Origin of the sequence: Pseudomonas sp. RW407, from assembly GCF_003176655.1 — a bacterium.
GTDB classification, from domain to species: Bacteria; Pseudomonadota; Gammaproteobacteria; order Pseudomonadales; family Pseudomonadaceae; genus Pseudomonas; species Pseudomonas delhiensis.
The window spans coordinates 241,229-254,440 of record NZ_QGSL01000106.1; the positions used below are offsets into that span (position 1 = coordinate 241,229).

Annotated in this window: 10 protein-coding genes; 9 read left to right on the top strand and 1 reads right to left on the bottom strand. The window is 64.3% G+C overall.

Annotation, left to right across the window (positions count from 1 at the left end; translation table 11 throughout):
- Nucleotides 1-4 precede the first annotated feature (4 nt).
- The 8 genes from DK254_RS17975 to DK254_RS18010 all read left to right on the top strand — a co-directional run bounded on the left by DK254_RS17975 (nucleotide 5) and on the right by DK254_RS18010 (nucleotide 10,364).
- Complete coding sequence (locus DK254_RS17975) at nucleotides 5-943, top strand: NAD(P)-dependent oxidoreductase (protein ID WP_109934874.1); 939 nt, start codon at nucleotides 5-7, stop codon at nucleotides 941-943.
- A complete protein-coding gene (locus DK254_RS17980) occupies nucleotides 943-2,238 on the top strand; it encodes an NAD(P)/FAD-dependent oxidoreductase (protein ID WP_109934875.1) in 1,296 nt (431 codons plus the stop codon). The genes DK254_RS17975 and DK254_RS17980 overlap by 1 nt, the downstream gene beginning before the upstream one ends.
- Entirely contained in the window at nucleotides 2,235-2,666 is a 432-nt protein-coding gene (locus DK254_RS17985) for a GtrA family protein (RefSeq protein WP_109934876.1), read from the top strand. Before DK254_RS17980 ends, DK254_RS17985 begins: the two co-directional genes overlap by 4 nt.
- A 662-nt stretch (nucleotides 2,667-3,328) precedes the next feature.
- Nucleotides 3,329-4,777: an arginine-ornithine antiporter gene (arcD, locus tag DK254_RS17990; RefSeq protein WP_109934877.1), complete on the top strand. Its 1,449-nt coding sequence runs from the start codon at nucleotides 3,329-3,331 to the stop codon at nucleotides 4,775-4,777.
- 17 nt (nucleotides 4,778-4,794) lie between these two features.
- Entirely contained in the window at nucleotides 4,795-6,051 is a 1,257-nt protein-coding gene (arcA, locus tag DK254_RS17995; protein WP_109934878.1) for an arginine deiminase, read from the top strand.
- A gap of 111 nt (nucleotides 6,052-6,162) precedes the next feature.
- Nucleotides 6,163-7,173, top strand: coding sequence for an ornithine carbamoyltransferase (locus DK254_RS18000; protein ID WP_109934879.1), 1,011 nt, complete (start codon nucleotides 6,163-6,165; stop codon nucleotides 7,171-7,173).
- A 69-nt stretch (nucleotides 7,174-7,242) separates the two neighbouring features.
- Nucleotides 7,243-8,175, top strand: coding sequence for a carbamate kinase (arcC, locus tag DK254_RS18005; protein WP_109934880.1), 933 nt, complete (start codon nucleotides 7,243-7,245; stop codon nucleotides 8,173-8,175).
- A gap of 284 nt (nucleotides 8,176-8,459) precedes the next feature.
- Nucleotides 8,460-10,364 (top strand): beta-ketoacyl synthase, encoded by a 1,905-nt coding sequence (locus DK254_RS18010; protein ID WP_109934881.1) that lies wholly within the window; start codon nucleotides 8,460-8,462, stop codon nucleotides 10,362-10,364.
- Between the two features lie 446 nt (nucleotides 10,365-10,810).
- On the opposite strand, the gene DK254_RS18015 is transcribed toward DK254_RS18010, so the two are convergent.
- Entirely contained in the window at nucleotides 10,811-11,635 is an 825-nt protein-coding gene (locus DK254_RS18015; RefSeq protein WP_089390921.1) for an HDOD domain-containing protein, read from the bottom strand.
- A gap of 243 nt (nucleotides 11,636-11,878) precedes the next feature.
- On the opposite strand from DK254_RS18015, the gene DK254_RS18020 reads away from it, so the two are divergent.
- Entirely contained in the window at nucleotides 11,879-13,075 is a 1,197-nt protein-coding gene (locus DK254_RS18020) for a class I SAM-dependent rRNA methyltransferase (RefSeq protein ID WP_109934882.1), read from the top strand.
- The last annotated feature ends 137 nt before the right edge of the window (nucleotides 13,076-13,212 follow it).

A 13,212-nucleotide genomic window follows, 5' to 3' on the forward strand; every position in this document is an offset into this window, starting at 1 on the left:
CTGCATGACTACCCCAAAGATCCTCCTCCCCGGCGGAGCCGGCCTGGTCGGCCAGAACCTGGTCGCCCAGCTCAAGGAACGCGGCTACACCAACCTGGTGATCCTCGACAAGCACCGCGCCAACCTGGACATCCTGCGCAACCTGCACCCCGAGCTGACCATCGAGTACGCCGACCTCGCCGAGAGCGGCGACTGGGAGAAGCACTTCGAAGGCACAGACACCGTGGTCATGCTGCAGGCCCAGATCGGTGATCCCAACCCCGAGCCCTTCGTGCGCAACAACATCACCTCGACCGAGCGCATCCTCGAACTGATCAAGCGCTACGAGATTCCCTATACCGTGCACATCAGTTCCTCGGTGGTGGAATCGGTCGCCGACGATCACTACACCAATACCAAGAAGGAACAGGAACGCATCGTCCTCGAGAGCGGGATCAACTGTGTCGTACTGCGCCCAACCCTGATGTTCGGCTGGTTCGACCGCAAGCACCTGGGCTGGCTGTCGCGCTTCATGCAGAAGGTGCCGGTGTTCCCGATCCCCGGCGATGGCCGCTACATGCGCCAGCCGCTGTATGCCGGCGACTTCAGCAGCATCATCGTCAGCTGCATCGAGTCACGCATCGCCGGCCAGGTGTACAACATCACCGGCCTGGAAGAGATCGACTACATCGACATCATCCGCACCATCCGCAACACCACCGGCGCCAGGTGCCTGTTGCTGAAGATTCCCTACGGGCTCTTCTACGTGCTGCTGAAGATCTGGGCCCTGTTCGACAAGAACCCGCCCTTCACCGCCGATCAGCTCAAGGCCCTGGTGGCCCGCGACGAGTTCGAAGTCATCGATTGGCCGGGTATCTTCCAGGTCCGCCCCACGCCGTTCGCCAAGGCGGTGGAGGAAACCTTCAAGCACCCCACCTACAGCAAGGTCGTACTGGAATTCTGATGAAGGACAATCAACGCATCGCCGTGCTCGGCGCAGGTCCGATGGGCCTGGCCGTCGCCTACCAACTGGTCAGGGACGGCCATCGCCCGGTGATCTTCGAGGCCGACGATCGGGTCGGTGGCATGACCGCCCACTTCGACTTCGGCGGCCTGTCGATCGAGCGCTACTACCATTTCCACTGCATCTCCGACCACGCCTTCCTCAAGGTGCTGGACGAACTCGGCCTGGCCGACAGGATGCACTGGGTGGAAACCAGGATGGGCTATTGGTACCAGGGCAAGGTGCAGCCCTGGGGCAACCCGTTCGCCCTGCTGAAATTCTCGGGCCTGAGCTTCATCGCCAAGTTCCGCTACGGCCTGCACGCCTTCCTGTCCACCAAGCGCAACGACTGGCGTCCGCTGGACCATGTCGAGGCGACCGGCTGGATCAAGCGCTGGGTGGGTGCCGAAGCCTATGAGGTACTCTGGCGCCGGCTGTTCGACTACAAGTTCTACGACTATTCGGACAACCTCTCGGCGGCCTGGATCTGGAGCCGCATCCGCCGTATCGGCCGCTCCCGCTACAACCTGTTCAAGGAGAAGCTGGGGTACCTGGAGGGGGGCTCGGAGACCTTGCTGCATGGCCTGCGCGACTACATCCAGCAACATGGCGGCGAGTTCCGCCTGGGAACGCCGGCAAGCAAGGTCGTGATCGAGAACGGCAAGGTCAGTGGCGTGGAGGCTGGTGGCGAGTTGCATACCTTCGACAAGGTCGTCAGTACCATTCCGTTGCCTTATGTGCCACGACTGATGCCGGATCTGCCGACAGCGACCCTCGACGCCTTCCGCTCGGTGAAGAACATCGCCGTGGTCTGCGTCATCGCCAAGCTGCGCAAGGCGGTAACCGAGAACTTCTGGCTCAACACCAACGACCCCGAGATGGACATCCCCGGCCTGGTGGAATACAGCAACCTGCGCCCGCTGGATCAACACATCGTCTACGTCCCCTTCTACATGCCCGGTGAACATCCCAAGTTCCAGGAGCCGGACCAGGCATTTCTCGACAAGGTGAAACGCTACCTGCAGAAGATCAATCCGCAGCTCACCGACGCCGACTTCCTGGAAATGCGCGCCAGCCGCTACCGCTATGCCCAGCCCATCTGCGACCCGGGCTACCTGGAGCACCTGCCGCCAGTCGAGTTGCCGGTACGCGGCTTGTGGGCGGCGGATACTTCCTACTATTACCCGGAAGACCGCGGCATCTCGGAGAGCATCGACTTCGGCCGCAAGATGGCCAGGCAGGCAGCGGAGAAATGATCAGGCACTTCTTCTCCATGCAGTTCCTCACGTTCATCGGCGTGGGCGTCACCGCAGCGCTGGCGAACTGGTGCAGCCGCTATGCCCTCAGCAAGGAACTGAACTACTCGCTGGCGGTGCTCCTGGCCTACCTGGTCGGGATCAGCGTTGCCTTCCTGCTCAACCGACGCTTCGTCTTTCCCGGTTCGCCGCGTCCCATAGCAGCCCAGGCCAGGGAGTTCCTGCTGGTCAACATCGCCTTCATGCCGGTGGTCTGGGTGGCAGCCCTGGGCTTTCGCTACCTGTTCCGCCAGGCAGGCCTGGAGAACATCGCCGACGGCCTGGCCCACGCCATCTCCCTGGCCGTTCCGGCCTTCGCCACTTTCCTCATCTATAAATTCTTCACTTTCGGCGGGGCAAAGCAGGAAGGCGGCATCAGCAAACAGTAATGGGGAAGAGCGATCTCGGAAGCTCCTGGCGGAAATCCCGCCGAAGACCCCGATGCATAGGCGGAATCTTGCCGATACCGTCTCGATCCGCTCGCTGAAGCCCAGGCAACACGGCCACTCCAGCGCCCCTCGCCGATGGCACGGAGCTTGCGATACACCGCCCCGGTGCCTTGCGCATCCCTCTCGCTCCGACCCCGCGTCGTAGCGCCCGGCGGGCCACAAGCCCGGCGGTGTCTCTCCGGCCATCCGGCCATGGCGCCCTTCCTCCCTGGGGGGCGCCGCCCGTGTAGCGACCCTGTGCGGGCAACGCTCGATAAGCAAGAAAGCCAGGCCCGACCACCATGTCGGGCTTTTTTTCTGCCTGGCATCCGGCCCGCAATAACTTCTGACAGATTTTCCTGATGAGGGCCCCGGCGCGGGAACCCATTCACACCATCAATAAAAAGCCGGACGGTCACCGAAACGCCATCCGGATTTCACATGAATCCCCTCTAAATCAGGCGATCTCGGCAAACCTCTCCTATCGTTCTTCTTCAAGCGGACCGACACCGCTGCGCAGTTGGAAACATTTGTTAGCAGGCTATTGATTTAGGTCAGGGGGGTTCCCTGACAGTCGGCGCCTAATGACTACACTCTCCAACTCCTATAGGGAGATTCCGAAAATGTCGCAAGAAAGCAGCCAAAAACTACGACTTGGGGCACTAACCGCTCTGGTCGTCGGATCCATGGTCGGCGGGGGTATCTTCTCTCTTCCGCAAAACATGGCCGCCAGTGCAGACGTCGGCGCCATTCTCATCGGTTGGGCCATCACCGCGGTCGGCATGCTGACCCTGGCCTTCGTCTTCCAGACCCTCGCCAACCGCAAGCCCAACCTCGACGGCGGTGTGTATGCCTACGCCAAGGCCGGTTTCGGTGACTACATGGGCTTCTCCTCGGCCTGGGGTTACTGGATCAGCGCCTGGCTGGGCAACGTCGGCTACTTCATGTTGCTGTTCAGCACCCTGGGCTACTTCTTCCCGGTCTTCGGCAAGGGCGACACCATCCCGGCGATCATCGCCGCGTCGGTGCTGCTATGGGCCCTGCACTTCCTGGTGCTGCGCGGGATCAAGGAAGCGGCGTTCATCAACACCATCACCACCATCGCCAAGATAGTGCCGCTGTTCCTGTTCATCCTGATCTGCCTGTTCGCCTTCAAGCTGGACATCTTCACCACCGACATCTGGGGCCTGAGCAATCCCGACCTGGGCAGCGTGATGAACCAGGTGCGCAACATGATGCTGGTCACCGTGTGGGTGTTCATCGGCATCGAGGGCGCGAGCATCTTCTCCTCCCGCGCGGAAAAACGCAGCGACGTCGGCAAGGCCACGGTCATCGGCTTCATCACCGTGCTGCTGCTGCTGGTGCTGGTGAACGTGCTGTCCATGGGCGTGATGACCCAGCCGGAACTGGCCAAGCTGCAGAACCCGTCGATGGCGCTGGTGCTGGAGCACGTGGTCGGTCACTGGGGCGCGGTGCTGATCAGCGTCGGCCTGTTGATCTCCCTGCTCGGTGCCCTGCTGTCCTGGGTGCTGCTGTGCGCCGAGATCATGTTCGCCGCGGCCAAGGACCACACCATGCCGGAGTTCCTGCGCAAGGAGAACGCCAACCAGGTGCCGGCCAACGCCCTGTGGCTGACCAACATCTGCGTGCAGGTCTTCCTGGTCATCGTCTTCTTCACCTCGGGCGACTCCAGCGGCATGGACCCGTACACCAAGATGCTGCTGCTCTCCACCTCGATGATCCTCATCCCGTACTTCTGGTCGGCGGCCTACGCGCTGCTGCTGACAGTGCGCGGCGAGACCTACGAGCAGGACGCGAGCGAGCGCAACAAGGACCTGATCATCGCGGGCATCTCGGTGATCTACGCCGTCTGGCTGATCTACGCCGGTGGCCTGAAATACCTGCTGCTGTCGGCGCTGCTGTACGCACCAGGCGTCATCCTCTTCGCGAAAGCGAAACGTGAAGTCGGTCAACCGATCTTCACCAACGTCGAGAAGCTCATCTTCGCAGGTGTCGTGATCGGTGCCCTGATCGCGGCCTACGGCCTCTACGACGGTTTCCTCACTCTGTGACATCACTGGAGACACTCATGAGCACGGAAAAAACCAAACTTGGCGTCCACTCCGAAGCTGGCAAATTGCGCAAAGTGATGGTCTGCTCGCCCGGTCTTGCCCACCAACGCCTGACCCCTAGCAACTGCGACGAGTTGCTGTTCGACGACGTGATCTGGGTTAACCAGGCCAAGCGCGACCACTTCGATTTCGTCACCAAGATGCGCGAGCGCGGCGTCGACGTCCTGGAAATGCACAACCTGCTGACCGAGACCGTCCAGAACCCCGAAGCGCTGAAATGGATCCTCGATCGCAAGATCACCGCCGACAGCGTCGGCCTGGGCCTGACCCAGGAGCTGCGCGCCTGGCTGGAAGGCCTCGAGCCGCGACGACTGGCCGAATTCCTCATCGGTGGCGTGACCGCCGACGACATCCCGGAAACCGAAGGCTCCAAGCCGCTGAAAATGTTCCGCGATTACCTGGGCCACTCCAGCTTCCTGCTGCCGCCGCTGCCCAACACCCAGTTCACCCGCGACACCACCTGCTGGATCTACGGCGGCGTCACCCTGAACCCGATGTACTGGCCGGCGCGTCGCCAGGAAACCCTGCTGGCCACCGCGATCTACAAGTTCCACCCGGAATTCACCAACGCCGAATTCGAAGTCTGGTACGGCGACCCGGACAAGGACCACGGCTCCTCCACCCTCGAAGGCGGCGACGTCATGCCCATCGGCAATGGCGTGGTGCTGATCGGCATGGGCGAGCGGACTTCCCGCCAGGCCATCGGCCAGGTCGCCCAGTCGCTGTTCGCCAAGGGCGCCGCGGAGAAAGTCATAGTCGCCGGCCTGCCGAAATCCCGCGCGGCCATGCACCTGGACACCGTGTTCAGCTTCTGCGACCGCGACCTGGTCACCGTCTTCCCGGAAGTGGTCAAGGAAATCGTCGCCTTCACCCTGCGCCCGGACGAGAAGAGCCCCTACGGCATCAACGTGCAGCGCGAGGAGAAGGACTTCATCAGCGTGGTCGCCGAGGCCCTGGGCCTGAAGAAACTGCGCATCGTCGAGACCGGCGGCAACAGCTTCGCCGCCGAGCGCGAGCAGTGGGACGACGGTAACAACGTGGTCTGCGTCGAGCCCGGCGTGGTCATCGGCTACGACCGCAACACCTACACCAACACCCTGCTGCGCAAGGCCGGCGTGGAAGTCATCACCATCAGCGCCGGCGAGCTCGGCCGCGGCCGTGGCGGCGGCCACTGCATGACCTGCCCGATCATCCGCGACCCGATCGACTACTGATCGCCGAAGCCCACCCTGCTCAACGCGGCGGCCCCAGCCAGGGCCGCCCGCCCCGCCAGCCACAAGCTGTACTGACGAGGGCCGAGATTCCATCCCACAAGGAGAAAGAACATGGCTTTCAACATGCACAACCGCAACCTGCTCAGCCTGATGCACCACAGCACCCGCGAGTTGCGCTACCTGCTCGACCTGTCCCGCGACCTGAAACGCGCCAAGTACACCGGCACCGAGCAGCAACACCTCAAGGGCAACAACATCGCCCTGATCTTCGAGAAGACCTCCACCCGCACCCGCTGCGCCTTCGAGGTCGCCGCCTATGACCAGGGCGCCAATGTCACCTATATCGACCCCAATTCCTCGCAGATCGGCCACAAGGAGAGCATGAAGGACACCGCCCGGGTGCTCGGCCGCATGTACGACGCCATCGAATACCGTGGCTTCAAGCAGGAGATCGTCGAGGAACTGGCGCAGTACGCCGGCGTGCCGGTGTTCAACGGCCTGACCGACGAATACCACCCGACGCAGATGCTGGCCGACGTGCTGACCATGCGCGAGCACAGCGACAAGCCGCTGCACGACATCGCCTACGCCTACCTGGGCGACGCCCGCAACAACATGGGCAACTCGCTGCTGCTGATCGGCGCCAAGCTCGGCATGGACGTGCGCATCGCCGCACCGAAAGCGCTGTGGCCGAGCGACGAACACGTCGCCGCCTGCAAGAAATTCGCCGAGGAAAGCGGCGCCCGCATCCTCCTCACCGAGGACCCGAAGGAAGCGGTCAAGGGCGTGGACTTCGTCCACACCGACGTCTGGGTGTCCATGGGCGAGCCGGTGGAAGCCTGGGGCGAGCGCATCAAGGAACTGCTGCCCTACCAGGTCAACATGGACATCATGAAAGCCGCCGGCAACCCGCGGGTGAAATTCATGCACTGCCTGCCGGCCTTCCACAACAGCGAGACCAAGGTCGGCCAGCAGATCGCCGCCCAGTACCCGAACCTGAAGAACGGCATCGAAGTCACCGAAGACGTCTTCGAGTCCCCCTACAACATCGCCTTCGAGCAAGCGGAAAACCGCATGCACACCATCAAGGCGATCCTCGTTTCGACCCTCGCCGACATGTGATCGACGAATGCGCATCCCGGGCCACGTCTGCTGGCCCGGGGGCGTTTTCACTCTCAGGAGGAAATGACTATGCGTATCGTCGTCGCATTGGGCGGGAACGCCCTGCTGCGTCGTGGCGAACCCATGACTGCGGACAACCAACGCGAAAACGTACGGATCGCCGCCGAACAGATCGCCAAAGTGGCGCCTGGCAATGAACTGGTGATCGCCCACGGCAACGGCCCGCAAGTGGGCCTGCTGGCCCTGCAGGGCGCCGCCTACGACAAGGTCACGCCTTACCCGCTGGACGTCCTCGGCGCCGAGACCGAGGGCATGATCGGCTACATGATCGAACAGGAAATGGGCAACCTGCTGCCCTTCGAAGTACCCTTCGCCACCATCCTCACCCAGGTCGAGGTGGACGCCAAGGACCCGGCCTTCCAGAAGCCGACCAAGCCGATCGGCCCGGTCTACGCCAGGGAAGAAGCCGAAGCCCTGGCCAAGGAGAAAGGCTGGAGCATCGCCCCGGACGGCGACAAGTTCCGCCGCGTGGTGGCCAGCCCGCGACCCAAGCGCATCTTCGAGATCCGCCCGGTGAAATGGCTGCTGGAGAAAGGCACCATCGTCATCTGCGCCGGCGGCGGCGGCATCCCGACCATGTACGACGAGTCCGGCAAGAAGCTCTCCGGCGTCGAGGCGGTGATCGACAAGGACCTGTGCTCCTCGCTGCTGGCCCAGGAACTGGACGCCGACATCCTGATCATCGCCACCGATGTGGACGCGGCCTACATCGACTGGGGCAAGCCGACCCAGAAGGCCATCGCCCAGGCCCACCCGGACGAACTGGAACGCCTCGGCTTCGCCGCCGGCTCCATGGGCCCGAAGGTCCAGGCCGCCGCCGAATTCGCCCGCGCCACCGGCAAGGACGCGGTGATCGGCTCGCTGGAAAACATCGTGGCCATCACCCAGGGCAAGTCTGGCACCCGCGTCAGCACCAGGAAGCCCGGCATCGAGTACCGCTGAGCCCGCACTGCAACACCGCCCGGGAGCCGTTCTGGCTCCCGGCGTCTTCGCGCAGCCGCGCGAGCGCCCCCATCCATGCAAGTTCGTCGCCTTTCGCCGTCAATCCCTGGCCAAAAGCGTGACTCGACAGTCATCATCCTCGTCAGCATAAGCATTCCAATCACAGAGCCGCCGCCGGGCTTGTGCCCCCGATCCGTGATGCCGCCTTTCAGCGCCTCGCGTGCAACCTGGTCGCGCCATCCGGTCCTGTACAGGACGGGCCTATATGAAGGAGTTTGCGAGAGATGTCTCGACTACCGGTCATCGTTGGTTTTGGTGGGTATAACGCCGCGGGTCGCAGTTCCTTCCACCACGCGTTCCGCCGTACCGTCCTGGAGTCCCTGGACGCGGCCGCCCGCCAGGAAACCCTCGCCGGCCTGGCGGTGATGATGAAGCTGGTCAGGTTCGAGGACGGCCACTACCTGGACGCCGCCGACGGCGCGCGCCTGGACCTGGCCGCCATCGAGCAGCGGCATGCCGCGCAGATCCTCGGCTCCACCCTGATCCGCCGCATCGAGAAGCAGTACTTCGACGTCGATGCCGCGCACTGGCACAAGAACCTCACCCTCGAAGCCAGCGATGCCCAGCCGCTGAGCTTCACCACCACCCGCAAGCAGCTGCCCGAGCCGCTGCCGGCCAACTGGTCGGTGGAAGAGCTGGCCGACAACCAGGTGCGCGTGACCCTCCATGACAGCGTCGAGGTCAAGGTCGACAGCTACCGCGAGATGCCGGTGAAGTCCGCCGGCCAGTTGCCCACCGGCTTCGAGCCGGGCGAGCTGTACGCCTCGCGCTTCCACCCGCGCGGCCTGCAGATGGCCGTGGTGGGCGCAACCGACGCCATCCGCTCCACCGGCATCGACTGGCAGCGCATCGTCGACCGCGTGCAGCCCGACGAAATCGCCGTGTTCTCCAGCAGCATCATGAGCCAGCTCGACGACAACGGTTTCGGCGGCCTGCTGCAGTCGCGCCTGAAGGGCCACCGCGTCAGCGCCAAGCAGCTGCCGCTGGGCTTCAACAGCATGCCCACCGACTTCATCAACGCCTACGTGCTGGGCAGCGTCGGCCTCACCGGCAGCGTCACCGGCGCCTGCGCCACCTTCCTCTACAACCTGCAGAAGGGCATCGAGGCGATCACCTCCGGCCAGGCGCGGGTGGTGGTGGTGGGCAACAGCGAAGCGCCGATCACCTCGGAAATCGTCGAGGGCTACGCGGCCATGAGCGCCCTGGCCACCGAAGAAGGCCTGCGCAACATCGAAGGCCGCCCTGACGTGGACTTCCGCCGCGCCAGCCGCCCGTTCGGCGAGAACTGCGGCTTCACCCTGGCCGAATCCAGCCAGTACGTGGTGCTGATGGACGATGCCCTGGCCCTGGAGCTGGGCGCCGACATCCACGGCGCGGTGACCGACGTCTTCATCAACGCCGACGGCTTCAAGAAATCCATTTCCGCCCCCGGCCCGGGCAACTACCTGACCATGGCCAAGGCCGTGGCCGCCGCCATGCAGATCGTCGGCGAGGAAGGCGTGCGCCGCCACAGCTTCGTCCACGCCCACGGCTCCAGCACCCCGGCCAACCGCGTCACCGAGTCGGAAATCCTCGACCGCGTGGCCAAGGCCTTCGGCATCGCCGACTGGCCGGTGGCGGCGGTCAAGGCCTTCGTCGGCCACTCCCTGGCCACCGCCAGCGCCGACCAGCTGGTCTCCGCCCTGGGCACCTTCAAGTACGGCCTGCTGCCGGGCATCAAGACCGTCGAGACCTTCGCCGACGACGTCCACAAGGACCGCATCGCCCTGTCCACCAGGGACCGCAAGCGCGACGACCTCGACGTCTGCTTCATCAACTCCAAGGGCTTCGGCGGCAACAACGCCACCGGCGTGCTGCTCTCCCCGCGCCTGGCCGAGAAGATGCTGCGCAAGCGCCACGGCGCCGCCGCCTTCGACGCCTACCAGGCACGCCGCGAGCAAACCCGCGCCGCCGCCCGGCGCTACGAGGAGCAGGCACTCAAGGGCCAGTTCGACATCATCTACAACTTCGGCAACGACATGATCGACGACCGCGACATCCGCATCAGCGCCGAGGAACTGACGGTACCGGGCTTCGCCCAGCCGCTGGTGTACAGGAAGGACGAGCGCTTCGGCGACATGCTCGACTGAGGGCCGCGCCATCCCGTACTTGGCGCGCTTCGGCCGGTTCTCGTGCACTTGTAGGAGCGCGCCCTGCGCGCGAATCGCGGGCAGGGCCCGCTCCTACGTTTCCAGGAAACACAGCTTTTCGTAGGAGCGAGCTTGCTCGCGAACACAGTCCGCCGCGGGGCTCATTCGCGAGCAAGCTCGCTCCTACGAAGAACACCTCGGCGCAACCGGCAAGACAGTTGCTCCTACGCTGTTTTCTGGGTTCCCGCGTTCGCGGGGGTATGAGGATGGTGCCTGGCTTCGACGCCGCTCAGGACAGCCCCCTCTCCCGCTTGCGGGAGAGGGTTGGGGAGAGGGCGCTCTTAAAGGGCATAGGTGTTCCCGCCAACGGCGTATAACCGCGAACGGTTATACGCCCTACGGTTGCGGGGAAGCACGATCGCAGGAGCGGACTCCGTCCGCGATCCCTAGTAGCTCCCCTGCCCCACCCCCAGCTCGAGGATGCTCGACTTCAGGTTCTCGAAGTCGTACTCGGTCAGCCCCACGTAATCCAGCACCAGGGCGCTGATGCTCTGCCACTCGTGGTCTTCCGGCTGGTTGCCCAGCACCCGGTGCGAGCCGCAGATGTGCTCGGCCATCTTGAGGATCGCCAGGAGGTTCTTCAGCTGGGTGTTGCGGCTGCTTTCCTCGCTGAATACCGAGAGCGCGTTGTGGTGGTTGGCGATGGCCTCGCAGACGTGCTCCGGCAGGCGCCAGGAGCGCGCGGTGAAGTAGCCGACCACGGCGTGGTTGGTGTTCAGCACGCGGTTCTCGGTATCCACCACGCGGCGTTCGTCGCTGGCGCTGGCGTAGGCCTCCTCCAGCACCGCCATGTAGTGCGGGAAGCGCTTGAGCATCAGCGGGATGCCGCAGTTGTGGAACAGGCCCAGGGCGTAGGCCTCGTCCACCGGCTCGTAGCCGATGCGCTTGGCCAGGGTCAGGCAGCTCATGGCCACGTCCTGGGCGGTGTCCCAGAAGCGGTTGAGGGTGACGATGGTGTCGTCGCTCATCTCGCCCTTGATCGACTGGGCGTTGATCAGGTTGATCACCGAGCGGCTGCCGAGCAGGTTGACCGCGCGCTGGATCGAGGTGATACGGTTGGCCAGGCCGAAGAACGGCGAGTTGACCAGCTTGAGCAAGGCACCGGACAACCCCGGGTCCTGGCTGATGAGCTTGGCGATGGCCTTCAGGTCAGGGTTGGGCATGACCTGTTCCATCTGCAGGTCGACCATGATCTGCGGTTGCGGCGGCACGCTGATGCCCTGCAGGGCCTGGCGGATCTGTTCGGCGGAGAGTTCTTGGACCATGGGGACGGTCTGGAAAAGTTGACGGGGCGCACAGTTTACCCAGACGGAGCACTTCTGGAACTGCCGATTTAGACAGAACTTCATCGGCAGCCTCGGCACGAACTTTATGCTCGGCCGTCACGCCAGCGCGGCATCGGCAACCCCGGCGGGCAACGGTTATAATCTCGCTCTTTTTCCCGGAGCACCGCCATGACCCTGCCCAGCTTGCGTCTGAAAGCCAATGCCGAGCGCCGCCTGCGCGCCGGCCACCTGTGGGTCTACAGCAACGAAGTGGACGTCCAGGCCACCCCGCTGAACGCCTTCGCCGCCGGCGACCAGGCGATCCTCGAGATGGCCAATGGCAAGCCGCTGGGCGTGGTGGCGCTAAGCCCCAACAACCTCATCTGCGCACGCCTGGTCTCCCGCGATACCAAGCACGTTCTCGACAAGTCGCTGCTGGTTCACCGCCTCAACGTCGCCCTGAGCCTGCGCGAGCGCCTCTTCGACAAGCCCTTCTACCGCCTGGTCTACGGTGACTCCGACCTGCTGCCCGGCCTGGTGGTGGACCGTTTCGGCGACGTGCTGGTGGTACAGCTCGCCTCGGCGACCATGGAGAGGCACCGCGACGACGTGCTCGCCGCCCTGCTGCAGGTGCTCAAGCCCAGCGCCGTGCTGTGGAAGAACGACTCCAGCGCGCGCGACGCCGAAGGCCTGGAGCGCTACGTGGAAAACGCCTACGGCGAAGTGCCCGAGTGGGTCGCCCTGGAAGAGAACGGCGTGAAGTTCGAAGCGCCGGTGCTGGCCGGGCAGAAGACCGGCTGGTTCTACGACCACCGCATGAACCGCGCGCGCCTGGCGCCCTATGTGAAAGGCAAGCGCGTGCTCGACCTGTTCAGCTACATCGGCGGCTGGGGCATCCAGGCCGCGGCCTTCGGCGCCAGCGAAGTGATGTGCGTGGACGCCTCCGGCTTCGCCCTCGACGGCGTGGAGCGCAACGCCACCCTCAACGGCCTGGCCGAGAAGGTCGCCTGTGTGGAAGGCGACGTGTTCGACGCCCTGCGCGAGCTGAAGGCCGCCGACGAGCGCTTCGACGTGGTCATCGCCGACCCGCCGGCCTTCATCAAGCGCAAGAAGGACCTGAAGAACGGCGAGGCCGCCTACCGCCGCCTCAACGAACAGGCCATGCGCCTGCTGAACAAGGACGGCATCCTGGTCAGCGCCTCCTGCTCCATGCACCTGCCCGAGGACGACCTACAGAACATCCTGCTCGGTAGCGCCCGCCACCTGGACCGCAACCTCCAGCTGCTGGAGCGCGGCGGCCAGGGCCCGGACCACCCGGTGCACCCGGCCATCGCCGAAACCCGCTACATCAAGAGCCTGACCGTGCGGCTGCTGCCGAACGGCTGAAGCCAGCTGCAAGCTGCAAGCTGCAAGCTGCAAGCTGCAAGCTGCAAGCTGCAAGCTGCAAGCTGCAAGCTGCAAGCTGCAAGCTGCAAGCTGCAAGCAAGGATTGGCGCCCTGGCGCCGTCCATGCAAGCCAGCCC